This is a genomic window from Actinosynnema sp. ALI-1.44 (assembly GCF_001984155.1).
Taxonomy (GTDB): Bacteria; Actinomycetota; Actinomycetes; order Mycobacteriales; family Pseudonocardiaceae; genus Kibdelosporangium.
Window position 1 is genome coordinate 103,469 of record NZ_MTQO01000031.1, and the last position, 26,763, is coordinate 130,231.

General features: G+C 68.8%; 25 protein-coding genes. 9 read left to right on the forward strand and 16 right to left on the reverse strand.

What is annotated here, in order from left to right:
* The first annotated feature begins 75 nt into the window (after nucleotides 1–75).
* Nucleotides 76–1,188, forward strand: coding sequence for a winged helix DNA-binding domain-containing protein (locus ALI144C_RS05700; RefSeq protein WP_076985942.1), 1,113 nt, complete (start codon nucleotides 76–78; stop codon nucleotides 1,186–1,188).
* Here ALI144C_RS05700 and ALI144C_RS05705 read toward each other — a convergent pair.
* From ALI144C_RS05705 to ALI144C_RS05720, 4 genes are all read right to left on the reverse strand, one after another.
* Complete coding sequence (locus tag ALI144C_RS05705; RefSeq protein WP_076985943.1) at nucleotides 1,175–2,116, reverse strand: tetratricopeptide repeat protein; 942 nt, start codon at nucleotides 2,114–2,116, stop codon at nucleotides 1,175–1,177. The two genes, ALI144C_RS05700 and ALI144C_RS05705, sit on opposite strands and share 14 nt — an antisense overlap.
* 101 nt (nucleotides 2,117–2,217) lie before the next feature.
* Nucleotides 2,218–2,460 carry a tetratricopeptide repeat protein gene (locus tag ALI144C_RS05710; protein WP_076985944.1) on the reverse strand — a complete coding sequence of 81 codons (243 nt, stop codon included), beginning with the start codon at nucleotides 2,458–2,460 and terminating at the stop codon, nucleotides 2,218–2,220.
* Nucleotides 2,461–2,552: 92 nt separating this feature from the next.
* Nucleotides 2,553–3,590, reverse strand: coding sequence for an acyl-CoA dehydrogenase family protein (locus ALI144C_RS05715; protein ID WP_076985945.1), 1,038 nt, complete (start codon nucleotides 3,588–3,590; stop codon nucleotides 2,553–2,555).
* On the reverse strand, nucleotides 3,590–4,762 hold the full coding sequence (locus ALI144C_RS05720; RefSeq protein WP_076985946.1) for an acyl-CoA dehydrogenase family protein: 1,173 nt from the start codon (nucleotides 4,760–4,762) through the stop codon (nucleotides 3,590–3,592). Before ALI144C_RS05720 ends, ALI144C_RS05715 begins: the two co-directional genes overlap by 1 nt.
* An 81-nt stretch (nucleotides 4,763–4,843) precedes the next feature.
* On the opposite strand from ALI144C_RS05720, the gene ALI144C_RS05725 reads away from it, so the two are divergent.
* Nucleotides 4,844–5,458 carry a QsdR family transcriptional regulator gene (locus ALI144C_RS05725; protein ID WP_076985997.1) on the forward strand — a complete coding sequence of 205 codons (615 nt, stop codon included), beginning with the start codon at nucleotides 4,844–4,846 and terminating at the stop codon, nucleotides 5,456–5,458.
* On the opposite strand, the gene ALI144C_RS05730 is transcribed toward ALI144C_RS05725, so the two are convergent.
* Nucleotides 5,449–6,057, reverse strand: a complete 609-nt coding sequence (locus ALI144C_RS05730; RefSeq protein ID WP_076985998.1) for a histidine phosphatase family protein — start codon at nucleotides 6,055–6,057, stop codon at nucleotides 5,449–5,451. The two genes, ALI144C_RS05725 and ALI144C_RS05730, sit on opposite strands and share 10 nt — an antisense overlap.
* Before the next feature lie 173 nt (nucleotides 6,058–6,230).
* Between ALI144C_RS05730 and ALI144C_RS05735 the strand changes: the two genes are divergently transcribed.
* Entirely contained in the window at nucleotides 6,231–7,169 is a 939-nt protein-coding gene (locus ALI144C_RS05735; RefSeq protein WP_076985947.1) for a hypothetical protein, read from the forward strand.
* 27 nt (nucleotides 7,170–7,196) lie between these two features.
* On the opposite strand, the gene ALI144C_RS05740 is transcribed toward ALI144C_RS05735, so the two are convergent.
* The gene (locus tag ALI144C_RS05740) at nucleotides 7,197–8,774 is read right to left on the reverse strand and encodes an acyl-CoA synthetase (protein ID WP_237774010.1); all 1,578 of its coding nucleotides are present in this window, start codon (nucleotides 8,772–8,774) and stop codon (nucleotides 7,197–7,199) included.
* 127 nt (nucleotides 8,775–8,901) lie between these two features.
* Here ALI144C_RS05740 and ALI144C_RS05745 point away from each other — a divergent pair, with 127 nt between their 5' ends.
* Complete coding sequence (locus tag ALI144C_RS05745) at nucleotides 8,902–10,560, forward strand: bifunctional 3'-5' exonuclease/DNA polymerase (protein WP_076985949.1); 1,659 nt, start codon at nucleotides 8,902–8,904, stop codon at nucleotides 10,558–10,560.
* Here the strand turns inward: ALI144C_RS05745 and ALI144C_RS05750 are convergent.
* A complete protein-coding gene (locus ALI144C_RS05750; protein WP_076985950.1) occupies nucleotides 10,542–11,180 on the reverse strand; it encodes a phosphonatase-like hydrolase in 639 nt (212 codons plus the stop codon). The genes ALI144C_RS05745 and ALI144C_RS05750 overlap by 19 nt on opposite strands.
* On the reverse strand, nucleotides 11,177–11,926 hold the full coding sequence (locus ALI144C_RS05755; RefSeq protein WP_076985951.1) for a GntR family transcriptional regulator: 750 nt from the start codon (nucleotides 11,924–11,926) through the stop codon (nucleotides 11,177–11,179). Before ALI144C_RS05755 ends, ALI144C_RS05750 begins: the two co-directional genes overlap by 4 nt.
* 108 nt (nucleotides 11,927–12,034) lie before the next feature.
* Here ALI144C_RS05755 and ALI144C_RS05760 point away from each other — a divergent pair, with 108 nt between their 5' ends.
* Genes ALI144C_RS05760 through phnE form a run of 4 tightly spaced genes read left to right on the forward strand, consistent with a single transcriptional unit; the run spans nucleotide 12,035 to nucleotide 15,499 of the window.
* Nucleotides 12,035–13,135 carry a TIGR03364 family FAD-dependent oxidoreductase gene (locus tag ALI144C_RS05760; RefSeq protein ID WP_143230430.1) on the forward strand — a complete coding sequence of 367 codons (1,101 nt, stop codon included), beginning with the start codon at nucleotides 12,035–12,037 and terminating at the stop codon, nucleotides 13,133–13,135.
* A 22-nt stretch (nucleotides 13,136–13,157) separates the two neighbouring features.
* Nucleotides 13,158–14,036 carry a phosphate/phosphite/phosphonate ABC transporter substrate-binding protein gene (locus ALI144C_RS05765; protein ID WP_076985953.1) on the forward strand — a complete coding sequence of 293 codons (879 nt, stop codon included), beginning with the start codon at nucleotides 13,158–13,160 and terminating at the stop codon, nucleotides 14,034–14,036.
* 3 nt (nucleotides 14,037–14,039) lie between these two features.
* Nucleotides 14,040–14,723, forward strand: coding sequence for a phosphonate ABC transporter ATP-binding protein (locus ALI144C_RS05770; RefSeq protein ID WP_076985954.1), 684 nt, complete (start codon nucleotides 14,040–14,042; stop codon nucleotides 14,721–14,723).
* A complete protein-coding gene (phnE, locus tag ALI144C_RS05775) occupies nucleotides 14,720–15,499 on the forward strand; it encodes a phosphonate ABC transporter, permease protein PhnE (protein ID WP_076985955.1) in 780 nt (259 codons plus the stop codon). Before ALI144C_RS05770 ends, phnE begins: the two co-directional genes overlap by 4 nt.
* A gap of 70 nt (nucleotides 15,500–15,569) precedes the next feature.
* On the opposite strand, the gene ALI144C_RS05780 is transcribed toward phnE, so the two are convergent.
* Both ALI144C_RS05780 and ALI144C_RS05785 read right to left on the reverse strand, forming a co-directional pair.
* The gene (locus tag ALI144C_RS05780) at nucleotides 15,570–18,191 is read right to left on the reverse strand and encodes a CHAT domain-containing protein (RefSeq protein WP_076985956.1); all 2,622 of its coding nucleotides are present in this window, start codon (nucleotides 18,189–18,191) and stop codon (nucleotides 15,570–15,572) included.
* Nucleotides 18,192–18,275: 84 nt separating this feature from the next.
* The gene (locus ALI144C_RS05785) at nucleotides 18,276–18,491 is read right to left on the reverse strand and encodes a hypothetical protein (RefSeq protein ID WP_076985957.1); all 216 of its coding nucleotides are present in this window, start codon (nucleotides 18,489–18,491) and stop codon (nucleotides 18,276–18,278) included.
* Between the two features lie 581 nt (nucleotides 18,492–19,072).
* Here ALI144C_RS05785 and ALI144C_RS05790 point away from each other — a divergent pair.
* On the forward strand, nucleotides 19,073–20,488 hold the full coding sequence (locus tag ALI144C_RS05790) for a glycoside hydrolase family 28 protein (protein ID WP_143230431.1): 1,416 nt from the start codon (nucleotides 19,073–19,075) through the stop codon (nucleotides 20,486–20,488).
* Nucleotides 20,489–20,553: 65 nt separating this feature from the next.
* Here ALI144C_RS05790 and ALI144C_RS05795 read toward each other — a convergent pair whose 3' ends face one another.
* From ALI144C_RS05795 to ALI144C_RS05820, 6 genes are all read right to left on the reverse strand, one after another.
* On the reverse strand, nucleotides 20,554–20,745 hold the full coding sequence (locus ALI144C_RS05795) for a hypothetical protein (RefSeq protein ID WP_076985958.1): 192 nt from the start codon (nucleotides 20,743–20,745) through the stop codon (nucleotides 20,554–20,556).
* Nucleotides 20,746–20,805: 60 nt separating this feature from the next.
* Nucleotides 20,806–22,545 (reverse strand): LamG-like jellyroll fold domain-containing protein, encoded by a 1,740-nt coding sequence (locus ALI144C_RS05800; RefSeq protein ID WP_076985959.1) that lies wholly within the window; start codon nucleotides 22,543–22,545, stop codon nucleotides 20,806–20,808.
* Between the two features lie 50 nt (nucleotides 22,546–22,595).
* Nucleotides 22,596–22,955: a hypothetical protein gene (locus ALI144C_RS05805; protein ID WP_076985960.1), complete on the reverse strand. Its 360-nt coding sequence runs from the start codon at nucleotides 22,953–22,955 to the stop codon at nucleotides 22,596–22,598.
* 129 nt (nucleotides 22,956–23,084) lie between these two features.
* Nucleotides 23,085–24,254 (reverse strand): lactate 2-monooxygenase, encoded by a 1,170-nt coding sequence (locus ALI144C_RS05810; protein ID WP_076985961.1) that lies wholly within the window; start codon nucleotides 24,252–24,254, stop codon nucleotides 23,085–23,087.
* A gap of 22 nt (nucleotides 24,255–24,276) precedes the next feature.
* A complete protein-coding gene (locus tag ALI144C_RS05815) occupies nucleotides 24,277–25,293 on the reverse strand; it encodes a tetratricopeptide repeat protein (protein WP_076985962.1) in 1,017 nt (338 codons plus the stop codon).
* Between the two features lie 45 nt (nucleotides 25,294–25,338).
* The gene (locus tag ALI144C_RS05820) at nucleotides 25,339–26,727 is read right to left on the reverse strand and encodes a Gfo/Idh/MocA family protein (protein ID WP_076985963.1); all 1,389 of its coding nucleotides are present in this window, start codon (nucleotides 26,725–26,727) and stop codon (nucleotides 25,339–25,341) included.
* Nucleotides 26,728–26,763: the final 36 nt, after the last annotated feature.

The window sequence follows — 26,763 nt, forward strand, 5'->3', positions numbered from 1 at the left end:
GCAGCACGGGTGCGACCGCTGTCACCCATCCGGAACCTGACAGCAGGTGTCAGGCATGGGTGTCAGGATGACGCCGTGAGCACTAGGACACCGACGGTCGATCGTGCGCGCGTGCTGGCCTACCGGATCGCACGGCAAGGGCTGCACCGCTCCGCCACGCAGGTGGACGACCTGGACGTGGTCGCGCTCGGCGTGCAGGACACACCGCCGGGTTCGGCCCGTCTGGCGTTGGGTGTCCGCACCGAGGCCGAGGTGGACGACCACACCCTGGTGCGGGCGTGGACGGTGCGGGCGTCGCCGTTCCTGCACCGCGCCGGGGACCTGCCGAAGCTGGCCGCCGCGTTGTGGCCGCACAGCGAGCGTGACGCCCTGGGCAAGGTCGCGTGGCAGCGGTCGGTGATGCGGAAGAGCGGTATCACCGCCACCGAAGCGATCCGGTACACCGCCGAAGCGATGCGCGAATGCGTCACCACTCCTACGGTCAAGGGGGTCGTGAGCACAGCGGTGTCCAAGTTGGTGCCGAAGGCGCTGGTTTCGTACTGCCGGGGTTGTCAGGCGGAGCACGTGTTCGAGTCGCTGTTCCGGCTGGCCGCGCTGCCCGGCGGGCTCCGGCTCGATCTGACGCGGTCGCCGCCGTTGCTCGTGCCGATCGAGAACTGGCCGGGGATCCCGGCGGCGCAGTCCGGTGCGGACGACCTGGTCAAGCGGTACCTGACGTTCGTCGGACCGGCGAGCACGGCGGATGTCGCGGCGTGGCTGACCACCACCCAGACCGAGGTCAAGGCGATCTGGCCGACCGCGGGACTGGTCGAAGTGGACGTCGACGGCCGCGCCGCGTGGATCCCCGAGTCCGAGGTGGACCTGCTGCTGGACCCACCGGAGCCGCCCCGCGTCCTGCTGCTGCCGACGTCGGACCCGTTCATGCAGGAACGCAACAAGACATTCCTTGTGCCGGACAAGGCGCACCACAAGGCGATGTGGCCGGTGATCGGCCAGCCGGGCGCGGTGCTCGTCGACGGTGACGTCACCGGGCTGTGGCGGGCGAAGGCGACCGGGCGCAAGAAGCTGGAGATCCGGATCACCGGGTTCGCGCCGGTCGAACCGGGCGCACGGGCGGCGCTCGACGATCAGGCGCGGTTGATCGGCGCGCTGCGGGGCATCGCCGAGACGAACGTCATCGTGTCGTGAGCCGGGCCAGGTCCTCGACGGCCTGGCGCACCTCGGGGTGGTTGCGGCCGAGGATCTTGGTCTTGATGTCCAGTGCTCGCTGGGTGAGCCTGCCCGCGGCGGCGATGTTGCCCTTCGCGGCCATCAGCATGCCGAAGTCCGCGCACGCGACGGCCAGGTCGTAGTGGTTGGGCGGCAGCACCCGCTCGAAGGTGGATATCGCCTTGCGGAAAAGCTTCTCGGCCATGTCCAGGTTGCCCTGCCTGGCGAGGACCGCGGCCAGCATGGCGCGTTCGTTGGCGGTCGAGGCGTGGTTCGGGCCGAGCGCGTTCTCCCGCAGCGACAGGGCACGCCGCGCATACGACTCGCCGGTGTCGAACCGGCTGAGCATCAGGTCGAGCTCGGCCAGGTGGTGCCAGACCACGGCGGAGGTCGCCTTCTCGCTGCCGACCAGCTCCAGCGCCTGCCGGTAGAGCGCCTCGGCCTCGACGAACCTGCTGGAGAACAGGTAGACGGCACCGAGCCCGCACATCAGCTCGGCCAGTTCCTCCGGGTGCGGCCACGTGCCGTTCTCGGCGAGGTCGAGCGCGGACCGGTAGAGCACCTCGGAGCTGCCGAACCGGTTGCGGACCCGTTCGACCATCGCCAGGCACCCGAGCGCCTTGACCCGCAGCCGGACCAGCGTCTCGTCGCGGCGGGAGTACTCCTCGGTGATCACGATCGCGCGGCGTGCGTACCGCTCGGCCTTGGTGTACTGGGAAAGCCGCTCGTGCAGCAGGCTCAGCTCGATGCACGCACCCGCGATCGCCGGGTGGTTGGGGCCACCGGCGTGTTCGACGACGGCGAGCGCGGTCTCGGCGACCACGACCGCTTCCTCGGCCCTTCCCTCGTCGTAGAACCGGCGGGCCAGCCCGAGGCGCCTGCGCGCCTCAGCTATCGGGTCGACCATCGCCCGCGCCGCACATCGTGTCTTCTCCTACCGCTGACATCAACGGACATCATGATGGCAGGGCCGATGCGGGGAAATCACCCGGTTCGCTCCCCCGGCCGTCAGCCGGTGGGCAGGATGGCCAGGTTGCGCCTGGTCAGTGCGGCCTGGGCGGATTCGTCGGGCAGTCGGCGGCGGATTTCCAGCGACCGGCGGTAGAGGCGTTCCGCTTCCTCGGTGTGGCCGCGCACGGCCATCAGCACGCCGAGGTCGTTGAACACGGCGGCGACGTCGTGGCTGAGCAGCAGCGCCTCGTCGGCGACCTGCTGGTTGACGGGCTGGGTGGTGACGACTGAGTTGTCCACCCGGTCATGGTGGCTTCCCGGTCACCCCGAGTAGTAGGTACCCACCACCCAGAGCGACCGGGAAGCCTTCCCGGACGTCTCAGCCCAGTAAGTCAGCCCAGTACGGCGTCCGCGATCCGGCCGCGCAGCGCACGGCCGCTCGCGCCGAACGCCTCGAGCCACTGGGCGCGTTTGTAGAGCCGGTGCAGGATGTGCTCCCACGTCATGCCGACGCCGCCGTGGACCTGGATGACGCGCTCGCAGGCGTTGACCGCGGCTTCCGCAGCGGCGGTCTTGGCCGCCGCGACGGCGACCGCGGCCTGGTCGTCGCCCTCGGCCAGCGCCCACGCCGCCCAGTAGGTCAGCGACCTGGCCAGCTCCAGCGACGCGTACGAGTCCACCAGCTGGTGTGAAACGCCCTGGTAGGTGCCGATCACGCGGCCGAACTGCTCGCGTGTGGACGCGTGCGCGATGCCGTCCTCCAACGCGCGGCGCCCGACACCGAGCGCCTCGGCGGCGGCGAGCACGAACGCCCGGCTCTCCATTTCGGCGAGCACCGAGCCGTCGCCCAACGCCCGCGACGGCGCCGAGTCGAACTCCACTTCGTACAGCCGACGCGACCGGTCCGATGTGGACACGGGGGTCACGGTCGCGTCGGCGGTCCGCACGAGCCGCAGCTGCGGGCCCGCCACGGTGACCACGAGCTCGTCGGTCCATGCCGCGTCGGGCACGAGGATCTTGCGGCCGGTCACGCGCCCGTCCGCGTCGGCCGTCGTCGCGAGACCGGTGTCCGCGATGCCTTGCGGACGGCCGGACTCCGCCCACGCCAGCGACAGTTTCAGGTCACCGGACGCGACCGCCGCGCGCAGTTCCTCGTCGCCGCGGACGGCCGGGAGCGCCAGCGCGACCGTGCTGAACAGCGGCGCGGGCAACAGGGCCGCGCCGGTTTCCTCGAACAGGACGACCTGGTCGAGCAGGGTCAGCTCGTCGTCGGTCCAGCCGAGGTCGGCCAGCGGCTGCCAGCTCTCGGGCTGCCAGCCCGGCTCGCCGTCGATGATCGCGGGCAGCCCGGTCAGCGGGTGCCGCTCGGCGAGGTACTCCCGCGCCGCCGTGCGCAGCATGTCCTGTTCGGACGAGAAGGCGAAGTCCATCAACGGCTCCTAGGAAGACCAAGCACGCGTTCGGCGACGATGTTGCGCAGGATCTCGGAAGTTCCCGCCTCGATGGTGTTGCCGCGGCTGCGCAGCTGCCGGTACTGCCAGTACCCGTCCCGCACGCCGCCCTTGTCGTCCAGCATCCCCGACAGGCCCTGCAGGCCGCGGGCGAGCTTGGTCAGCCGCTGGTTGGCCTCGCTCCAGACGAGCTTCACCACCGAGCTCTCCGGGCCGGGCTGCCCCTTGGCCAGCAGGGTCGTCAGGGTGCGGTAGTTGGTGAACGCCAACGCCTGCAGCTCGATCCACTCGCGGGCGATCGCGTCGCGCACCACCGGGTCGTCGGCGGGGACGCTGCCGTCGGACGCGGGCTGCCTGGCCAGTTCGACCAGGCTCGTGAAGTGCTGGCGCAGTTGGCCGACCAGCGCGAACGCCAGCGTGCCGCGCTCGTGCAGCAGTGTGGTCATCGCGACTTTCCAGCCGTCGCCCGGGTTGCCGAGGATGGACTCTTTCGGCACGCGCACGTCGGTGAAGAAGATCTCGTTGAACTCCGGGTCACCGGTGATCTGGCGCAACGGCCGGACTTCCACACCCGGCGCGTGCATGTCGACGAGGAGGTAGGACAGGCCCTCGTGCTTCTTCGCGGCCTGATCGGTGCGCACGACGAGGATGCACCAGTCCGCGATGTGCGCCCACGACGACCACACCTTCTGGCCGTTGACCACCCAGTGGTCGCCGTCGAGGACCGCGGTGGTCCGCGCGGCCGCGAGGTCGGAACCGCTGCCCGGCTCGGAGAAGCCCTGGCACCAGATCTCCTCGCCCGACAGCAGCTTCGGCAGGTACCGCTGCTTCTGCTCGGTCGTGCCCCACGCCATGATCGTCGGCCCGGCCATGTTCAGCCCGATGACGCCGATGTGCTCCGGTGCCTGGGCGCGGGCCATCTCCTCGAAGTAGATGGCCTGGTAGCCGGGCGAAAGACCGGCGCCGCCGTACTCCTTCGGCCAGGTCAGCCCGACGTACCCGGCGTCGTGCAGCTTGCGGCTCCACGCGCGCATGTGGTCGACCTCCGGCCGCCCGGACCCGGACTTCCCGGCCGGGTCGAAGTTCTGGGCGTACCAGTCGCGTAGCTTCGCACGGAACGCCGCCTCGGCCGCGCTGTCACGGAAGTCCATGAGACATGCTTGCATTCTGACTCAAAACCGGTCAACCGCGGAACATGTCTCGGCGGCAAGACGCCGGGTATGGTGTCGCCCATGTCGGCGACAGCACCGGGCACCCCGCTCACCCGCGCGTTACGCGGACCGTCACCGACGCCCCGCACCGCCCCGATCGACGCCTTCCGGCTGGCCAGGAAGTGGTTCCTGGCCGGCCGCCGGGTCGACATGCGGCAACTGGCCGGTGAGCTCGGTGTCAGCCGGGCGACGCTCTACCGCTGGTGCGGCAGCCGTGAACTGCTGATCGGCGAGGTGATCTGGTCGATCAACGAACGCCTGCTGCACGAGACGCGGGCGAAGGCGCGGGGCACCGGCCGTACGCTGATCACCCGCGTGCTGGACCGGTCACTCGCCCGCATCCGTGCTTTCGACGCGCTGCGGCAGTTCGTGGCCGAGGACGCGGAGTACGCGCTGCGGATCATCACGTCCAAGCAAAGCGTCGTGCAGGCGAGGCTGATCGAGTGGACCGCGGCATTCCTGCGCGACGAGGTCGATCTGCGCGACGACATCGACCTGGCCGACCTGGCGTACGTGATCGTGCGGGTGTGCGAGTCGTTCGTGTGGAGCGACATGATCACCGGCGCGCCGCCCGCCACGGACAAGGCCGTGAAGATCGTGGACCTGCTCATCGCGGCAGCCGAAGGTCAACGGTAGGTGAGCAGTTCGCGGTGCTCGCCCTCGAAATGGGCGTGGTCGTTGTAGGTGACCAGGCTCGTCCCGGAACGGCCGTGCACGAGCTTGGTGATGCCGCAGTTGACCGCGACCCGGTTGACCGCCACGAACCCGCTCGCGTCCAGGCCCCACATGCGCGCGCAGACGGCCGCGATCACGCCACCCGACGTGAACACGACGGCGGTTTTCCCGCCGTCGAGCCCCTTTAGCAGATCCTCGACCGCGCCGGTGACGGTTTCGCTGAAGTCACGCAGCCCGTCCCACCCGCGCAACGCCGTGTCTAGCGCTTCCTGGAAGCCACGCGGGTCCACCGGGTCGCCTTGGGTGGCACGGACGAGGCCGAGGTGGTCGAACTCGTTCCACCGCTCGTCCGTGCGCAGCTCGCCCTCGTAGCCCGCCGCGGTCGCGGTGTCCCGCTGGCGCCGCAGCGTCCCGCTCCACACCTGATCAGCCTGTACGCCGCGGCGCCGCAGCTCGGCACCGGCGTGCTTGCCCTGGAGGCGTCCGACGGGCGACAGGACGTCGTAGTCCTCGGCGCCGAAGGACGCCTGGCCGTGCCGAACGAGGTACACCAGTGGCATCAGCGACACCTGTCCCTTCCCATTTGCCAGTTATGATCCATTCGGCCCAATGGCGCTCCACCGAACGGATGGTCATTATGGTCGTTGTGAACCTGCCGGTGCAGCATGGAGTGCTGATAGTCTCTTTCGAGTCTGCACAGGGGTTGAAAGCGTCGCACTAGTCGGTGTCATACATGGCGGGGAACACTGCTCGGGGTCAAATCGAAAATGTTCAGGCGGACAATCAGTTCGCCGAAGCGCTGCGCTCGGCCATTCGGTCCAGCGGGCTGAGCCTCGACCGAATACAGGCTCGGTTACGAGCACGTGGCACTCCGGTCAGCATTGCGGCGCTGAGCTATTGGCAGTCCGGTAAGCGGCAGCCGGAGCGCAACGACTCGCTGACCGCGCTCGGCGAACTGGAAAACATCCTGAAGCTGCCGCCCGGTTCGCTGCTCGCGCTGCTGCCGCCGCCGAGACCGCGCGGCAAGCAGGCGGCGGGCGTCCGGCCGGTGACCGAGACCGTCCAGTTCGAGCGCGAGATCCTGATCGGACTGCTCGACGCGCTCGGCACCCCGAACGCGCTCGACCAGGAACAGCAACTGACCCTGGTCGGGCTGCACGACAAATGCCAACTCGGCGAGGACGGCGGCCAGCAGCTGATCACCACCCGCGCGGTGTTCGAGGCGCGCACCGACGGCCAGGACCGCTGGCTGCTGATCTACAAGTCCGACGATCCCGGCGCGGGCACACCCGCGCTGACCACGGTGCGCAACTGCCATCTCGGCCGTCAGCAGGTGGACGAAGCGAATGGCCTGATGGTCGCCGAGCTGATGTTCGACCAGCCGATCAGGCGCGGCGACACTTACCTGATCGAGTACGAACTCCGGAATGCCGGACCGCCATATCCGAAGTGCAACAGGACACACTGGCGAGAGTTCCGAAGGCCGATTCGCGAGTACCTGCTCGAGATCCACTTCAATTCCTCGGGCGCGCCGGGCAGGTGTCAGCAGTTCGCCCGCCCCGCTGGTCAGAAACACCCGCGGATGCGAAACCTCGCGATGGACGCCTGCCAGAGCGTGCACGCGGTCGCGATGGATTTCGGTCCCGGACTTTTCGGAATCGAGTGGGAATAGCACCCGGCGCGGGAGAGTCCACACGGGTCACGCCATTTCGGACAACTTCCCGCGCAGCAGCTTGCCCGTGGGGTTGCGGGGCAGGGACTCGAGGAAGCGGACGTCGCGCGGCACCTTGTAGCGGGCCAGGTTCGCCTTCACGTGCGCCTTGACACCTTCCTCGTCGAGTTCGATCCCGTCCCGCCGGACGACGAACGCCTGCAGCCGCTGGCCGAACTCGGGGTCGGTCACGCCGATCACCGCCGCCTCGACCACGCCGGGGTGCTCCGCCAGGAGGTTCTCCACCTCGACCGGGTAGACGTTCTCCCCGCCGGACACGATCATGTCGTCGTCGCGGCCGTCGATGAACAGCCTGCCTGCCGAGTCGAAGTGGCCGACGTCCCCACTGGACAGCAGCCCGTCGATGATCTCCTTGTTCCTGCCGTCGGTGTAGCCGGCGAAGGCCAGGTCGCTGCCGACGAAGATCCGGCCGATCACGTCCGGTTCGGTGATGCGGTTGCCGTGGTCGTCGTACAGGTTGACCCGGCATCCACACGGGACCTTGCCGACCGTGCCCGGCGCGGCACGCCAGTCCTCCGGTGTCGCGACCGTGGCGACGGCGACTTCCGTCGAACCGTAGAGGTTGTAGATGACGTCACCGAACGCCTTCGTGGCCCGGTTGCCGAGTTCGGGCGACAACGCCGAACCCGCCGAGAACACGATCCGCAGCGACGACGTGTCGTACGAGCCGACCACGTCCTCGCCGAGGTCCAGGATCCGCTGCAGCATGACCGGCACGACCACCAGTTCGGTCGCCTTGTTGTCCTGGATCATCCGCAGCGTCGTCTCGGGGTCGAACTTGCGGCGCACCACGACGGTGCACCCGAGCGCGAACGACATGATGAACTGCGACAGCGCGGTGCCGTGGAACAGCGGGGCGGCGATCACGGTGCATTCGTTGACGCGCATCGGGATGCGGTCGAGCAGTTGAGCCGCCGACAGGCCGGATTTGACCTGGCGCGGCGCTCCCTTCGGCGTGCCGGTCGTGCCGCTGGTCAGCAGGACGAACCCGCCGGGCTTGCTCGGGTTCGGCAGCGGGCGGTCGTCGGTGTTGACGATCAGGTCCTCGAGGGTGGTCCCCGAGTCCGATTTCGCAGCGGGCGAGTCGGTCCACGCGAGGAAGCGCGGGATCGACGGGTCGACCGCTTCGAGCAGCGGCGCGAACTCCTCGTCGTACACCAGCGCCGACACGTTCTCCCGCTTGACCACGTCGGCGAACTGCGGTTTGGCGAATCCGGTGTTCAGCAGCAGCAGTCGGCTGCCGAGCTTGCCGGACGCGACCATCGAGTCGATCAGGCCGCGGTGGTCGCGGCACAGCACGCCGATCACCGAGCCCTCGCCGAGACCGCGCTGCGACCACGCACGGGCGAGCGCGTTGGACCGGCTTTCCAGCTGCGAGTACGTCAACGGGCCCAGTTCGTCGACGATGCCGACCTTGCGCGGGTCCCGCCGGGCGGACATCCGGACCGGGCCCGCGATCGGCCCGATCTGCTTGACGGTGCGCAACGACCGGATCCCCTCGTCCAGTCTCGGGAACGGGACCAGGCCCGCCCGGCTCAGGATCATCACAGCCTGCACCGTCTCGGGTATCCGTGTCACGACGTTCCGCACGGCGCCTCCACTGTGAGGGTCGTAAGCTACTGGCGAGTTAACTTGGACGGTAACTGTCAGACCCCCGGTGCACAATCACCTCATGCTGGTGTTCGTATCGCCTGGCCGTGATGGTGCCGGTACAGCGCGTGTTGTGAACACCACCACATCCGAAACGGTGGCTGACCACAAGCCATCCGATCTGGTTTCCTGGATGGCGGCATTCGAGGAAAGTGAGCATCCGCGCTGGGTGCTGCCCTCGGTCGACGAGCTGTACCCGGCCATGGTTCGCCAGGGGATCCGGCTCGACCGGTGCCACGACCTGACGTTGTCCGAAGGGCTGCTGCTTGCTCACGAGGGGCGCCACGGAACGCACCGCAACCCGGCCGCGGCGTGGGCCCGGCTGCACGGGCGCCCCGAGCCGGAGGACAAACCGCCGCCCGCGCGGGACGCCCAGCCCGTGCTGTTCGAGCTCGACGAACGGTTCTACCCGATCGACCAGCTCACCGAGGTGTACGCCGACCAGCAGCGCCGGATCGCGGCCAACGCGCACCCCGACCGGCTGCGCCTGCTGACCGCGTCGGAGTCCGCCGGGGCGCTCGCGGCGGTCGAGATGAGCGCGCACGGGTTGCCGTGGAACGAGCGGGTGCACCTCGAGCTGCTGGAATCGATGCTCGGGCCGCGGACCGCACCAGGCGTGCGGCCGGCGAAGCTGGCCGAGCTGGCCGAGCGGATCGTGGCGGCGTTCGGCGGCCGGTCGCTCAATCCCGACAGCCCGCCGAGCGTGGTCAAGGCCTTCGCCAGAGCGGGCATCGAAATCCCCAGCACCCGCGCGTGGGTGCTCAGGGAGGTCGATCACCCGGCCGTCGAACCGCTGCTGGAGTACAAGGAACTGGCCAGGATGTGGACCGCGCACGGCTGGAGCTGGCTGGAGTCCTGGGTGCGCGACGGCCGGTTCCGCCCCGAGTACGTGGTCGGCGGTGTGGTGTCCGGCAGGTGGGCCACGCGCGGCGGCGCGGCGCTCCAACTGCCGAAGGCGTTGCGCACGGCCGTCCGCGCGTTGCCTGGCTGGTCGCTGGTGGTGGCCGACGCGGCGCAGCTCGAACCCCGCGTGCTCGCGGCGCTGTCGGACGACCGCGATCTGGCCGAGGTCGCCGGGGAGGTCGACCTCTACGCGGGCCTGGCCGAGGCGTCGTTCGACGGTGACCGGGGCAAGGCCAAGATCGCCATGCTGTCGGCGATGTACGGCGGCACGTCCGGCGGCGCCGGTCCACTGCTCGCGGTCCTGCGCAAACGCTTTCCCCAGGCGGTCGGGCACGTCGAACAGGCAGCGCAGGCGGGCGAGCAGGGCCGGATGGTCCGCTCCCGGCTCGGCCGCACCTCACCGTCGCCCTCGGAGCGCTGGAGCACGTTGATGGAGCGCACCGACGGCACCGAGGAGGAGATGCGCAAGTCACGCCAGGCGGCCAGGGACTGGGGCCGGTTCACGCGCAACTTCGTCGTCCAGGCCAGTGCGGCGGACTGGGCGCTGGTGCTGCTCGTGGTGCTGCGGCGCAGGCTCGCGGCACAGGCCCCGAAGGCCGAGATCGTCTTCTACCAGCACGACGAGTTCATGGTGCACTGTCCGGCCGAGACGGCCGAACTGGTCACCGAGCAGCTGCTGGCCTCGGCGAGCGAGGCCAGCAGGCTGGTGTTCGGCGACACCCCGGTGCGGTTCCCGCTCCAGATCGCCACGGTGGACAGCTACGCGGACGCCAAGTAGGGCAACAGGTCCGCAACACTCGCCAGCAGGTGGGTGTGCCGGACCGCGCCGAGGGTCGCCGCGTTCTGCCCGCCGGTCAGCACGCCGACGACCATCCTCGCGCCCGCGTTCGTGCCCGCTTCGAGGTCGCGCGTGGTGTCACCGGCGACGAGAACCCGGGACACGTCGACGACCCCGGTCGCCTCCATCGCCCGGAAGATCATGTACGGCGCCGGGCGGCCTGCCGGAACGTCGTCGGTGCACACCACGGCGTCCACTTTGTCCTCCCACTTGAGCGTGGTCAGGATGGACGTGGTGACGTGCCGGTCGAAACCGGTCGTCAGCGCGACTTTCACGCCGCTGGCGCGCAGCTTGTCGATGGTCTCCGGCACGCCGGGCAACGCGACCGGCGGCTTGAGCTCGTACGCCTCGGCCAGCCTGCGCCGGAAGTCCTGGAAGGTGTCCTGAACCACCTGCCCGGTCTTGCCCAGCAGCGCGGCGATCGCCTCGGTCTTGTCCGCGCCCATCCACGGCACCACGTCCTTTTCGGACACCCCGGTGGCGTCGGCGAGCGCGCGGTACACCGCGCCGTGCTCGTCCACAGTGGTTCCGGCGATGTCGAAAACGGCCAGTTCGATCACGATGCCCTCTCGGCTATGCGGGACAGCGCGGGAAGCGCGCTTTGGGAGTTCTCGATGGAGAAGCTGACGACATCCGGCCGGTACCGGTCGTCGGAGTGCTCGAACGGCTCGCCGGTGACGCTGGTGGCCGTGCGGCGTTCGCGCAGCAGCGGTGAACCGGCCGGGACGTCGAGCAGGTCGTGGTCGGTCTCGTCGGCGGCGACCGCGTCGATCACGTGGCTGCCGTGCGTGGTGTCCACGCCGTTGGCTTCCAGGTGCGCGTAGATCGACCCCGAGTCGCAGTCGAAGTCGAACAGCAACCGGCCGACCCGCTCGACGAACGTGCTGCGCTCGATCATGGTCGGCCGCGAGTCGATCAGGCGCAGGCGCAGCAGTTGCACCACCGGCGTGCCCTCGGCGAGGTGCAGCGCGGCCGCGACTTCCGGGGTGGACGGTCTGCGCGCGATCTCCAGCGTCCGCTGGCCCGGCGTGCGGCCGAGACCCGTGACCCAGCGGGAGAACGACATGAAGGTCTCGAACGGCTGGTTCATCGTCTGCCGCAGCACCACCGGGGGCTTGCCCCGGCCGCCGCCGATGAGCCCTTCCGCGCGCAGCGTGCCCAGCGCCTGCCGGACCGGGCCACGGGAGGCGTCCCACTGCGCGCACAACTGCGATTCGGAGGGAACGGCGGCGCCGACGGCCAGATCACCGGAGAGCACCCGGCGGCGTATGTCAGCGGCGATGCGTTCGTGCAGCGACTCGTCCACGGGACTTGACTATACAGGCAGCTACCAGCGAGTTCCCCCAAATGAACTGGAAATGAACAGTTCCGAGCTGGTTTGACTTTGAGGGGCCCGGTTTCAGACTCTCTTGTCATGACAAGTTTGGGCACGGCCGACGTGGTGATCGTCGGAGCGGGCATCGTCGGGCTCGCCCACGCCGTCGAGGCCGTCGAGCGCGGCATGTCGGTCGTCGTCGTGGAGCGGGACGAGTGGGCCACGGGCGCGTCCGTGCGCAACTTCGGGCACGGCTGTTTCACCGCGCAGGACGGGATCGCGTACCGCTATGCCCAGAAAGCCCGCGAGACCTGGCTGAAGGTGGCCCGGCTCGCCGGGCTGGCGGTGGCCGAGAGCGGCAGCGTGGTCGTGGCCCGCGCCGAGGACGAAATGGCTGTCCTCAAGGAGTTCACCGACGTCCGACCGGCCGTCACGCTGACCGCCGACGAAGTGGCGCGGCGCGTGCCCACCGGGCCGGACGTCGTCGGCGGCGCGTTGCTGCCGCAGGACATCCGGGTGGACCAGCGCACCAGCGCGGGCCTGATCGCCCAGTGGCTGGCCGGTCAGGGCGTGGTGTTCCACTGGCGCACCACGGCGCACCTGATCTCCCCCGGTGAGGTCGTCACCAGCCGGGGCAGCCTCAGGGCGCCGCGGATCGTGGTGGCGGTCGGCCACGACGTGGACCGCCACTTCCCCGACCTGGCTGAGGAATTCGACGTGCGCCGGTGCGCGCTCCGGATGCTCCGCGTGGCCAACCCGTCCACAAGGGACATCGAACCGGCCGTCCTGAGCGGGCACTCGCTGTTGCGTTACGACGCGTTCGCCCTCTGCCCCACCCTGCCCCAGGTCCGCGCGCGGATCGAGCGGGAACACCCCGACCTCGTCCGGATCGGGCTGAACCTGATGTACACCCAACGACCGGACGGGTCGCTGACCATCGGTGATACCCACGCGTACCACCACACGCTCGACCCGTTCGAGGACAACGAACTCGACAGGCACGTGCTGTCCGAGACAGCGCGGTTCCTGGGTGTCCCGGGCCTCACGGTCCGCGAACACTGGCGCGGCGTCTACGCGTCCGCGCCCCAGCCGTACCTGGTGGCCAGCCCGGCCGACGGGGTCCGGGTCGCAGCTGTGACCTCCGGGATCGGCATGACCACCGCGTTCGGGCTCGCCCCGGACGTCATCGACACGTTTTAGCAGAACAGGGAGCTGGAACCCCATGCGCGCACTGCTCAGTGTGATCGCGTTGCTGTGCCTGACTGTCACCGCGTGTGGCAGCGAGCGATCCGCGTCCGGCGGACCGTGCCCGGACGGCCGGATCCGGTTCGGGATCGAACCGTACGAGGACCCCGCCAAGCTCAAGCCCGCCTACGAGGTCCTCGCCAACGCCTTGCAGAACAAGCTGACCTGCAAGGTCGAGCTGCAGGTGGTCGAGGACTACTCGGCCGAGGTGCTCGCGATGCGCAACGGCAAGCTGGACATCGCCCAGTTCGGCCCGCTCGGCTTCGTGTTCGCCAGCCAGAAGGCCAACGCGCAGGCGGTCGCGTCCTTCGCCGACGCCAAGGGCAAGCTCACCACGTACACCGCCGGGATCTGGGTCCCGGCTGACTCGCCGGTCAAGTCCCTCAACGACCTGTCCGGCAAGACGGTCGCCCTGTCCAGCCCCGGCTCGACATCCGGTGACGCGTTGCCCCGGTTCGCCTTCAAGGACATCAAGGACATCAAGGTCGACTACGCGGGTGGTCACCCGGAGGCGTTGCTGGCGTTGAAGAACGGCAAGGTGGCCGCCGCGGAGATCAACAGCCAGCAACTGGCCAGCGCCAAGGCGGCGGGCACGTTCGACCCGTCGAAGTTCCGCCAGGTCTGGACGTCCGCGCCGATCCCGAACGACCCGATCACCCTCCGCGGCGACCTCGACCCCAAGCTGGCCGACGCGATCCGCAAGGGACTGTTGGAGCTGGGCCCGGCCGACGTGGCCAAGGTGGGCGAGTTCCTCGACGTCACCCCGCCCGGCCCGCTGGTCGCGGTGACCAAGGAGACCTACCAGCCGTTGTTCGACCTGGCCGCCGGGCTCGGCCTGACCGAGAACGACGTGTGACCGGTGGGCATCCAGATCACGGGACTGCGGAAGTCCTTCGCGGGCAAGCAGGTGCTCGCTGGTGTCGACCTGACCGTGGCGCCCGGCGAGTTCGTCGCGGTGCTCGGCGCCAACGGGTCCGGCAAGTCGACCGTGCTGCGGTGCGCGGTCGGCCTGCAACGGCCGGACTCCGGCACGGTCGACATCGACGGCGGTGCGGCCATGGTGTTCCAGCAGATCCACCTGGTCGGCCGCCGCAGCGCGCTGGACAACGTGTGCTCGGGAGCGCTCGGCCGACTGAAACTGAGGCAGTCGCTGGTGTTCTCCCGCGACATCCGGCGCGAGGCGATGGACTGCCTCGACCGGGTCGGCCTCGCCGACCGCGCGGGCGACCGCGCCGGACGGCTGTCGGGCGGGCAGCAACAACGGGTGGCGATCGCCCGCGCGCTGTGCCAGCGCGCCAAGGTGATCCTCGCCGACGAGCCGGTCTCCGCGTTGGACCCGAGCGCCGCCGAGCAGGTCGTCTCGTTGCTCGCGTCGCTGGCCGAGGAAGGCCTCGCGGTACTCGCCGTACTGCACCAACCCGAACTGGCCCAACGGTTCGCGCACCGGATCGTCGGGCTGAACCAGGGCAAGGTGGCCTTCGAGACCACTGCCGCTGCCATGGACACCCAAGCGGTCAACTCGCTGTACGAGGGCGCCCGATGAACCCACCGACCCGCAAGGCGCCGTCCCCGGTCGCCTTCATCGTCATCGCCGTCCTCGTCGGCGTGCACGTGCTCGCCTGGCAGGGCACCGGATTCTCCCCCGGCGCGCTCGTCGAGGGCTGGCGCGGGATGGCCGACTTCCTCGACCAGGCGTTCCCGCCCGACCTCGGCGTGCTCGGCGACAGCCTCGACGCCGCGGTCATCACCCTCTACATCGGACTGCTCGGGACCACGTTCTCGATCCCGTTCGCCCTGCTGCTCGGGGTGCTGGCGTCGAGGGTGACCACGCCGAACTCGTGGACCTACCAGATCGCCCGGTCGATCCTGTCGGTGCTGCGCTCGGTTCCCGACGTCGTGTTCGCGTTGATCTTCGTCACGGCAGTGGGCCTCGGTCCGTTCGCGGGCGTGCTCGCGTTGGTGTTCCACAACACCGGTGTGATGGGCAAGCTCTGGGCCGAGGCGATGGAGGAAACCGACCCGGGGCCGCGGGAGGCCCTGCGGGTGGCAGGCGCGTCGGGCGCGCAGACCGCCGTGAACGCCGTGCTGCCCGCGGTCCTGCCGCAGATGGTCGGGCTGCTGCTGTACCGGTTCGACGTGAACGTGCGCTCGTCGCTGGTGCTGGGTCTGGTCGGCGCGGGCGGGATCGGGTTCCTGATCAACCAGTCCATCAAGCTGTTCCGGTTCGACCAGATGGTCACGCACATCATCGTGGTGGTCATCGTCGTCGTGCTCGTCGACCAGTTCTCGGCGTACGTCCGCCGGAAACTAGCCACCTAGCGCGTGCAACCAATGTGGCCTTCGTTGCGTTTTTGGCTACGAAGGCCACATTGGTTGCCAACACGGAGCGTTAGCCTGAGCTGCCGAGGCAGACGAACGGACGGCGGAACGGCTCGACGGCGATCGCGTCGGCCAGCGCCACAGCGGGTCGCGCGCCCGCGGCCAGGCGGCGGTGGTAGTCGTCCATCGCCGCCGCGGCCGCCTGGTCGCCGACCCTGCTCAGCGGGGCGACGACAGTCTTGGACCCGTTCGCCAGCAACGCGCTGGCGAACCCCAACGCTTCGTCCCCCGGCCTGATCCGGTTGAGCGCCAGTTCACACGCGGCGAGCACGACGTGCCGCGGCGGCTGGTTCAACCCGGCGATCTCGTGGGCGAACAGCGCGCCGTCGGCGAGTTCGAGCCTGGAGAACAACGCGTTCTCCGGCTCGTGCGCGCCGTGCGCCGCGATGTGCGCCAGGCCCGCGCCGTCGAGCGCTTCCAGCACAGCGGTCACCGTCGCGTCGTGCCCGGCGATCAGTCGTGCTGTGCCATGGTGGGCGCCGAGTTTGCCGATCTCACCGACAGCGGCGGGCAGGCCGAGCGACCGGACCAGGACGGTGTGGCCGTCCGGGCGCGTCCCGATGCGTTCGGCCGCCAGCCACGCCGTCGCGGACGGCGCCACGACCACCGGCCGTCCGTGCATGGATGGCAACGATCCCCAAGGGACACCGTAGAGCGCACCGGTGGGCACGATCACGACATCCCGGCCGCCGATCAGCTGCCCCAACGGCCGCACGATCTGGCTGTCGACCTGGTCGGCCTGTTTGCGCGCCGAGGCAGACACCACCTGCACCATCGGCACGGGCAGGTGGTCGGGCGCCAACGCGTTGAGGTCGACGTTCAGCATGCGCGCCCGCTTGCCCGCCTCGGCGGCCGATCCGAGGCGCGCGACGCGGACGTCGCCGTCCACCAGCACGACGGCGAGCAGTGAGTCCTGGGAGGCGACGAAACTGACCAGCGCCCGTTCGCCGAGGGCCCGCGCGACCTCGGCCACCTGCACCACCGGCCGCGCCTTGCTCCGTTGCCCGGCGTGCCAGCCGAGTCGTTTGGCTTCCCGCAGCCGTTCCGCGCGGCGCGCCTGCAAGGCATGCGTCGGCAGGCCGTCGTGCTTGGCCTGGTGCACCGACTGGGTCAGGGTGCGGACCTCGGCGATGCACTCGACCAGCTCCGGGTTGTCCAGCCCGGACATGGGTTCGTACCGGTACGTCTGGGCGCGCGTGCGCTCCAGCCAGCCGAAGACCCTGCGTGGTTTCGCGTCACGCAGGACCAACCGGATCGCCAGGTCGGCCAACTCCTGGCCGTGCAGCGCGGTCCCGGACAGCAGTTCCAGCCCACCCATCCGGTCACGGACCTGGTCCAGTTCGGCCAGCCCCGCCCTGACCTGGCGCAGCGCCCGGCCTGGTTCCCCTTGGGCGACGGCCAGTTCGGCCCGGCACAGCCGCCGCAGCATCCGGTAGTCGATCGGGGTCAACCGGCCGGGGCGCGCGACCTGTTCCATCAGCTCGGCCGCCCTGGCGGTGTGGTGACGGCGGATCTCCAGGCGGACCGCCAACATCCGCGCGGTGGCGGCCTGGTCGGTCAGCTTCGGCACCGGGAGGCTGTCGGCGAACCGGACCACCCTGTCGGGCAACGAGCCGGGGACGGTTCCGGATCGCAGGGCCAGCAAGGTGTCCACACGCAGGCTGATGAGGTTGGCGTTCGCCACGCAGGTCTCGCAGCCGAACTGCTGCATCCGCTGGTGCGCGGAGCGCGCCATGGTCCGCGCCAGGTCCAGGTCGTCGGTCAGCAGTGCCGCTGTCGCCCGGTACAGCTCGGCGTCGGCCAGGTCCCGTGAGGCGCTGTCCTGTTCGCGCATCGCGGGCAGCGCCTCGTCGAGGTGGTTGCCCGCCTCGTCGGCCAGGCCCGCGGTCAGCAGAGCGTGTGCCTGCCCCATCCGCAGCAACGCGACACTGGCCTCATCGAGATCACGGTACGCGCGGTCGCATTGCTCGTAGCGGCGCAATGCTGCCGGGACGTCGCCACCGCGTAGCTCCAAGGTGCCGAGCATGCGTTCGAGATCGGCGGCGCGTGCGGGCAGGTCGTACTCGACAGCCAGGGTGATTCCCCTGGTCAGGGCTTCACGGGCGCGGCGCAGCAGACCAAGCCGGGTGCAGACCAGGCCGACGGAAGCCAGTGTCTTGACGAACGGCTCGATGAACCGCCGCGGGTCGTCCGTGTCGGTGAGGCACCGTTCCTGCTGGCTCACCGAGGAGTCCAGCGACTTGAGGCTCTCCTCGTTGCGCCCGGCGCCCAACAGCAGTACGGCGTAGTTGTTGTCGACGTTCGCGGTCAGCTCCGCCCGATCCAACGGGTCGGCCACGGTCGCGATCAGTGACCGGACGTCATCCAGCCGGGACAGCCCGACCGCGAGTCCATCGGTCTCGGCCACGAGCGCGGCGAGGCTGCAGGCCAACCTGATCTTGACCCCGAGCCACTCCTCTTTCACCGCCGGGTCGGCCGGTGCGGCCGTGTCGAGCAGTTCGGTGCCCTGCTGGGCCAGCTGGATGGCTTGTCCTTGCTTGCCGACGCAGTAGGCGTCCACTGCCGCGCGGTGGAGCTCACGTGCCCGCACAATCACTTGTGCGGCGGTCGGCGGCGGCTTCGTCACAGGCACACCACTATGACAACACAGAACGTAGCGTAATGAAGCCCGCCGGTCTGGGGTGCCAGTCCGGCGGGCCATCACGCTGGGTGAGGCCTACTCACCCGTCTTGTGGATGCACCCGCCCGAGCACGCCGGGGTGTGGACGTGGCCGTCCCCTTCGGTGTGGACCGGGTGCTCGTTTTCCTTTGGCTGCTCGACGGGCGCCGGGTTCGTGGTCGCCGTGGTCGTAGTCGCCGTGGTCGTGGTGCCAGCGGCGCCGATGGCCTCGTCCTCGCCCGGGAAAACGTTTTCCTTGGTGCTGGTGGTCATCTTGATCTACCTCCCCTGTCGATCTGGCGGTTACGCCATATGTGGACGCGAGCGGTCGAAACTGACCCCTGTTCTCGCTGTGCGTCCCCTGTTCGTCGGTCCCTCCACCGCGAACGGCCTAATAGTGTCACAACGGAGCAATGATCGGTAAGAAAATCTTCACTGGGCGTAGCTTGTTGTGAATGTCTCTTCGATGTATCCAGCGGCGCAACGGTTCCCCGGACGCGAGAAAGGACCGTCCAATTGGACGGTCCTTTGCATCCGAATGACGGCGCTATGACACATAGGCGGAGCCGACCCGGGCCTCATCGACGAGCAAACCCTGACGACCGGCCGTCTCCACCTCGAGAAAATGTCACCGCTGTCCCCAGTGGACACAAGCTTACCTCCGACCTTTTGCCCCACTGGACACACAAACCACGCATTGCGGGTTCAGAGACGCTGATACGTCCGATCTCTTCTCTTGACGATGGGAGGCGGATGCAGTAGACCCTACGTATGTAACCGTTTTCGCCAAGTTACATCGAGGCGGTTGCCGAACACCGGAGACCTTCGCCAGCGCGAGCCGAGGGAGACCGACCGTGAGCAGCAGGCACACGAGACGAGATGTCCTGCGGGGCGTCGGCCTCGCCGCCGGCGGACTGCTCACCGGAACCGGTGTCCCGACGCGAGCGGCCGCCGGGGTCGACGCTGCCGGGGCCAAGCCGCCAGACCAGTGGAGACTGGTACCGCACATCCTCGGCAGGATCCGTCCGCCCACGTTTCCCGCACGGGTGTTCCCGATCACCTCGTACGGCGCCGTGGGCGACGGCCGGACCATGAACACGGCCGCCATCAACAACGCCATCGAGGAGTGCGGCCGAAGCGGTGGCGGGCGGGTACTCGTCCCGCCCGGCGTGTTCCGCACCGGCGGCATCCGGATGCGCAGCGGGGTCGACCTGCACGTCGCCGAAGGCGCCACCCTGAAGTTCAGCAACGACCCCAAGGATTTCCTCCCCCTCGTGCTGGTCCGCTGGGAAGGCACGCTCTGCTACAACTACCAGGCGTTCATCTACGCCTTTCGCCAGCAGGACATGGCGATCACCGGATCCGGCACCATCGACGGCGACGCCCCCAACGGGCCGTGGCCGGGCTGGGGCGCGGGTTCGACACCGGAACTGCGCAAGATGGGAGAGGACGGCGTGCCCGTCGAGCAGCGGATCATGGGTGAGGGAAAGCGCATGCGCCCCAACATGATCCAGTTCGTCGACTGCCGCAATCTGCTGGTGCGGGACGTACACCTGCGCAACCCCGCGATGTGGACACTGCATCCGGTGTTCTGCTCGAACGTGACGGTCCGCAACGTCCACATCTACAGCACGAACTCGCAGGGCGACGGCGTCGACCTCGACTCGACGAGCCACGCCCACGTGGTCGGCTCGCGCTTCAACACCAACGATGACTGTGTCGTCCTCAAATCTGGTCGGGATGCCGACGGGCGGCGGATCGGCATCCCGACCTCCTTCGTGGTGGTCGAACGCTGCAAGTTCTCCGGGCGGTGGGGCGGGATCACCGTCGGCTCGGAGTCCTCCGGCGGTGTGCACGACGTGTTCTGCCGCGACTGCGAGGTCAACGCGCCGGACTTCCCCGGCCACTACCCGGTCAAGCACGCGTTGTACATCAAGACGAACTCCGACCGCGGTGGCGTGGTCGACGGTGTCCACTTGCGAAACATCAAGGGCCGCGCCGTGGAACGCGAAGTCCTGTACGCCAGCATGTACTACAACGGCGGCGGGTCCGCCAACCACTACCCCACCCTCAGGAACCTGACGGTCGACAAGATGACCGTCGCGGGCGGCCGGAAGGCCATCCACCTCGACGGCCTGCCGGAAAGCCACATCCGCGACGTGACGATCACCGACAGCGAGTTCACCGGGATCGCGGAGCGGAACACCATTCGCAACGCCGACGACGTCGTGTTGCGCGGAGTGCGTGTCAACGGCGAGCCGGTCGGTTAGGCAATACCTGGTGTACAAGCGAACCGGGACGAAGTCGTACTTCGACTACGTGAGTCCTGGGTGGACTACGTCCGCCGGCGGCGGGCGCCCCAGACGACGAGCACCACGCCACCGGCGACGCAAACCAGGCCGATGCTGGTCCACAGCCGTTCGCCGGTCATGAAGCTACCGGTGATGTAACCGAGTCCTTGGCCGGTCCACACGCCGCCCACCAGGATCAGCAGGGCGCCGAGGACGATCGGGAGCCATGTGCGCATACCCCATCGTCCCATCCCGCCCAGGACGGCATCCCAGGACAACCATCTCAGCGCAGCATCTCAGCGCAGCATGAATTCCCGGCGCGCGAGCGGGCGGTCGACGATCCGGAAGTCGCCGAGCCAGCCGTAGAAGCTCTTGCCGATCCTGCGGTCGTAGTTGGACGCGCCGACCAGCCAGGCGTCGCCGACCGCGGGCAGCCCGACCGCGGGGGTGGACGGGTTGCGCAGCAGCTTCGAACCGTCCACGTACAGGGTGGTGGCGCGGCCGTCGTTGACCACCGCTACGTGCCACCACTTGTCGGCGGGCAGCTCGTGCCCCCAGTTGGTGGAGATCCCGTTCTGGTTGAGCGGGAAGACCGCCCACTGCAGCTGGCGCCCGCCCGAGAGGGCGAGCGACGCCACCGCTTCCTTGGTGTCGTCGCCCGTTTTGCCCGCGTCGGCGCCGGAGCCGAGCCGGGACAGCAGCGCGCACCAGGCGTTCGAGTCGTTGAAGTCCTTCGGCAGCTTGAAGAAGGTCTCGATGGTGTATCCACGGTGGAACGTCGCCTTGGTCAGCGGCGCCCCGGCCGTGGTCCTGAAGTACGCGTCCTTGAGGAAGACGCTGCCATGTCCCGGCTGCCCCTGGTGGTGCTCGGTGGTCCACTGTGGTGTGTTCTGGGCGACGAGGTGGTTGCCGTTGCCCGACAGGTCGCGCGTGTCCCGGCTGTCGAAACGCCAGTACGCCAGCGTACCGGGGATCACGACCTCGCGGACCGGACGCGGTCCCGGCGCCGGGATCGGGTCGAACCCGGCGAACCGCTTGGCGAAGTCGATCTCCAGCGTGAAGTAGTCGTCCGGGCCGGAGCGTGTGATCTCCTGCTGCGCCAGCGCGCTCAGTGAACGCTGACCTTGAAGCCACGGCGAGAACGTCTCGACGTCGATCACGCCGCGCGCGAGGTCGAAGTGGTACAGCCGGATCATCGCACTGCCGCCGTAGTAGCGGTCCTGGTAGTTGGTGATGTGCGCGTGCACCTCGTTTCCCGCGGTGTTGCGCAGGACGGTACGTCCCGGCGGCCAGTAGTGCCCGTTGAGCGCCAGGAAGATCTGGTCGTTGTCCTTGACGAGGTCGTTCCACAGCTGCTGGCCGAAATCGGACAGAACGGCCTTGCCGTCGCCGCTGTCGGCGTGCACGAACTCGTGCGTGGTGAGGATGACCGGGCTGCGCGGGTGTTTGCGCATCACCTCACGGGCCCAGGCGACGCTGCCTGCCGACGGCCGCCAGTCCATGGCCAGTACGACCCACTCCTTTCCGGCCGCCCGGAACACGTGGTACGAGTTGTAGCCGTCCCGAGTCGCACCGCGGAACGAGGGGCTGTGGCGGAACCGCTGCGGGCCGAACTCGCTCAGGTAGGGGCTCGGGCCGCGTTGGTCGTCCTTGGACGCGTCGATGTCGTGGTTGCCCGCCAGCACGCTGTACGGGAACCGGTCGAGAATCCGGAAAGTGCGACTGATCGACGTGAACTCGCTGCGCAGGCCGTTCTCGGTCATGTCACCGAGATGGGCGGCGAAAACCGTGTTGTGCTCGCGCGCTGTGTCCACAATGTAACGAAGTGAAGCCTCGAGGGGCGCCGAGTCACCGCGGTCGCGGTCGTAGAGGTACTGCGTGTCCGGGATGACCGCCACGGTGAACCGCGGGCTGTCCGCGTCCGGCCTGGGGAAACCCTGGGCGGTGGGTTCGGCGGACGCGACACCGGGCAGAGCCGCGGCGGCAGCGGGCAGCAGACCCGCGTTGAGCAGGAAAAGACGTCTGGTCGATGACACGGCCGGAAACTACGGTCCGGACACGAACTGAGATCAAACTGAACGTGAACCTACAGGTCGTACGAGTCGCCCGACAGCGATCCGTCCGGCAGCCGCGGCGGTTTGATCCCCGCCTGCGCGAACAACTCCCCCAGCTCCAGGTTCAGCCTGGCGACCAGCATCCGGTAGTCCGGCACGGGCCGCAGGTGCTCGTGCCGGACGATCCGGGTAAAGGTATGGACCTCCGAGCCGCGGGTCGGCCGCAGCCGGTTGACGTCCAACTGCATCTCGGCGTGATCGTTGCGGCGCCAGACGGTCAGGCTCCACCACTCGCGCACGTCGCCGGACATCCCGCCGTGCTGCGGCCCGCGCGGGATGCGCCATGACCATGACTCGACCCAGCTGCGCAGCTGATCGGAACTGACTTCCACGGCGCTCCCAGTCGGGCGAGGGGTGATCAATGCCCCGAAGACTACAACGGTTGCCGCGGATCTTCCTCGTGAGTGGTTGCCGGGTTGGCACCCCGGCAACCACTCACGACGTTCGCCAGCGGCGCTGTTTCACGAGGCCACCCGGGTCAGGCTGTCCGGTGTCAACTCCGCGATCGAGTGGTGTCCGGACAACGCGACCGTGAGGTCGAAGTCGGCAAGCAGGCTCCGGACCACCTGCCGCACACCGTCTTCGCCGCCGTGCGCGAGGCCCCAGACGTACGGGCGGCCGAGCAGCACCGCCTGCGCGCCGAGCGCGATCGCCTTGAGGATGTCCGCTCCTGTCCGGATTCCGGAATCGAACAAGATCGCCATCCGGTCACCGACCGCGTTGGCGATACCGGGCAACGCGTCGAGCGACGCGATGGCCCCGTCGAGCTGGCGGCCCCCGTGGTTGGACACGACGATCCCGTCCATCCCGGCGTCGGCCGCCCGCCGCGCGTCGTCGACGTGCTGGATCCCTTTCAGCACAATCGGTCCGTCCCAGTGCTCGCGCAGGAACGGGAGCGCTTCCCAGTTGCGGTCGGTGCCGGTGTACAGCGGGACCCACTTCAGCACGGCCGACGGGATGTCCTCTTCCGGCGGTGCCGCGAGACCGCTGCGGAACACCGGGTCGGAGAACGTGATCGCGGTGCCGGTGCCGCGCAGGAACGGCAGGTACGACCGGTCCAGGTCGTTGGGCCGCCACGCCAGCGTCCACGTGTCGAGCGTGACGACGAGCGTGGTGAACCCGGCTTTGGCTGCCCGGTTGAGGATGCTCACGCACACGTCCGGATCGTTGGGCCAGTAGAGCTGGAACCAGCGCGGGCCCGTGCCGTTGGCCGCCGCGACGTCCTCGATCGTGTTCGACGAAGCCGTCGACAAGATCATCGGCACACCGAGCGAGCTCGCGGCGCGCGCGGTCGCCAGCTCCCCCTCTTCGTGCACGATCGATTGAACACCGATCGGCGCGAGCAACACCGGCGCGGGCAGCGTCGTGCCGAGCACGCTCGTGGAGACGTCCCGCGCGTGCGCGTCGCGGAGCATCCTCGGCACGATCCGCCACTTGTCGAACGCCTCGCGGTTGGCCCGCATGGTCGCGCCGGAACCCGCACCGCCCTTCACGTACCAGTACGGCCCCGGTTCGAGGACCTCGCGCGCCGAGTCGGCCAGCTTGGTCGTGTCGACGGTGAACGGGGGCAGCTGGTCGGCCAGTCCGTGCAGGTAGATCTCGTTCTGGTAGCCGCCGAGGGGTGTGGTCATACCGGCAATCTACTGGCGGGTTCTACTTCGGGTGGCTGCGTCGCCAGATCGCGAGGACGGACACCGCGGCACTGGCCACGCTCGTCACCAGCACGATCGAGAGCGGGCTCATGGTGTGCGCGCCGAGCGCGACCAGCACCGTCCACACGATCAGCAACACGGTCGAGAGCGCCATCAGGCCGGACGACACGGCGAGCATGCGGTTGTCGAGCATGGTCTGTTTGAGTGAGACACCCCGCGCGAACTTCACCCAGGCGGTGCCCACCACGAACGCCACGAACAACACCAGCACCAAACCGAACCAGCCGAGCACGCTGTAGATGTCGTCCATGCCGACGAGCATGAGCACCAGGCTGCCGATGGCCAGCCCGGCGGACGCGCGGCGCAGCGCCAGCCACAGCCCCAGTGCCTCGATCCGGCCGAGATGCGGGATCTGCAGCACCGGTTCCGCGGTGGCGGGTGTCGTGGTCGTGTCCAGTCGCGGACGGCCGAGCCGGACCAGGTTCTCGCGGGCGTGCTGGTTGCCTGGATCGATCTTGATGGCCTCGTAGTACGCGCGCCGCGCTGTTTCCTTGTCGTGCACACGCATCGCGGCGTCGCCGAGGACCTCGAACGGCCGGGCCTGGTTGTTGGCCAATTGGATCGCACGGCACGCCGCCGCGAACGACTCCTGTGGATGGTCGTTGCCCAGCACCTCGGCCAGCGCGACGTGACCGCGCCAGTCCTGGCCGTCGCGCCGCACGGCCTCCCGCGCGGACACGACGGCCTCGTCGCGCCTGCCCAGTTCCATCAACGCGATGCTGGCCAGCCGGTAGCCCCACGACCGCTCGCCGTTGCGGATGGCGTTCTTCGCCGCGTCGAGCGACGCCTGCGCGTCACCCGCGTCGAGGTACGCGGCGCCCAGGTGGCACCACGCTTCGGAGTGCGTGGGGTGCTCGTCCAGCACCCCACGCACGACGTGGATCGCCGCGTCGGAGTTCCCGGCAGCGGTCAGATCGGCCGCGCGACGTAACGCGACCGCGATCGGCTCGTCGGCCATCCTGACTCCCTGGTTGGGGCTTCGGATGGCCACAGTCTCGCATTGTCAGTTCCGCGGCGGCTTCACCGAGTCCACTCCCGGGCGTTTCTCCCGCCACCTTCCCCTGGTGAAGTCAGGAATCTGTTGCGGCGCGCCGTGTTGGTCGATGGACTTCGAGCTCAGCGGCACCGGAGCGCTCCAGACCGCTCCGTCGTACACGTCCATGTCGGGGACCAGTCCCAGCCGCATCGTCTGGATGGTCCGGTACGCCATGTAGTAGTCCATGCCGCCGTGGCCACCGGGTCCCGGCGGGACGTCTGTCCACAACCAATGGTCGTACGACTTGTACTCGTCGAACTTCGCCCATTGGTGGTTCGTGTTGCGTGGTTCGAGGTAGATCCGGGGTGGATAGTCCTCGAAAACGCCCTTCGTCCCGGCGATGTGGTTGAGCCTGCTGTAGGGGTGCGGTGTGGACACGTCGTGTTCGAGTCGGATGACCCTGCCTTTGGCCGTCTGCAACAAGCTGACGGTCATGTCGGACTCGACGTACCGTTCCTTCCACGACGAGTCGCCCGGCTGTTCGTGTGCCGCGCGGTACTCCGCGAGGCCGAGTGATGGCGTGCCCATCGAAGCGATACGCACGATCCGGTCGCCGCGGTTGACGTCCATGTAGTTGGCGACCGGCGCGAGCCCGTGCGTCGGGTAGAGGTCACCCTTGAGCCCTGGCTTGGTGTGCCACGCCCGCCGCCATTCCGCCTGGTAGTACGTGTCGGAGAACAGCAGTTCCCGCAGGTCGTGGTTGTACGCACCCGCGCCGTGCAGCAACTCGCCGAACAAGCCCGCGTGCACCATGCGCAGCACACGCATCTCATTCTGGCCGTAGCAGCAGTTCTCCAACTGCATGCAGTGCCGCTGGTATCGCTCCGACGCGTCCACCAACTGCCAGAGTTCCTTGATGGACGTGGCGAACGGTGTCTCGACGCCGACGTGCTTGCCCGCGCGCAGCGCCGCCAGTGCCATCGGCACGTGCCACTCCCATGGCGTCGCGACGTAGACCAGGTCGATGTCGTCGCGGCGGACCATGTTCTCGAAGTCGTGGTCGCCCTTGGTGTAGAGCGCCGGTGCCGGTTGGCCCACGTCGGTCACGGCCTTCGCGGCGCGGGCCGCGAACTCCGGGCGGATGTCGCACAGCGCGGTCACCTTGACGCCGGGTACGGCGAGGAACGACCCGATCATGCCGCCGCCCCGGTTGCCCAGGCCGATGATCGCGAGCCGAACCGTCTCGCGCCGCTCGAACGGCACGTTGATCATGCTCCGGCCCTGCGAGCGGGGCCAGTCCTGCTGTGCGGCGTCGTCCTGCACCGCGTTCTGGGCAGCCTCGGCCTGGGCCCCCGACCCCAGGCCGAGCGCCGCCCCCGCGGCGAGCAAAGACCGACGGGACACATGATCGCTCATGACACCTCCTGCGCGAATCTGCACATTCGAGCTCGA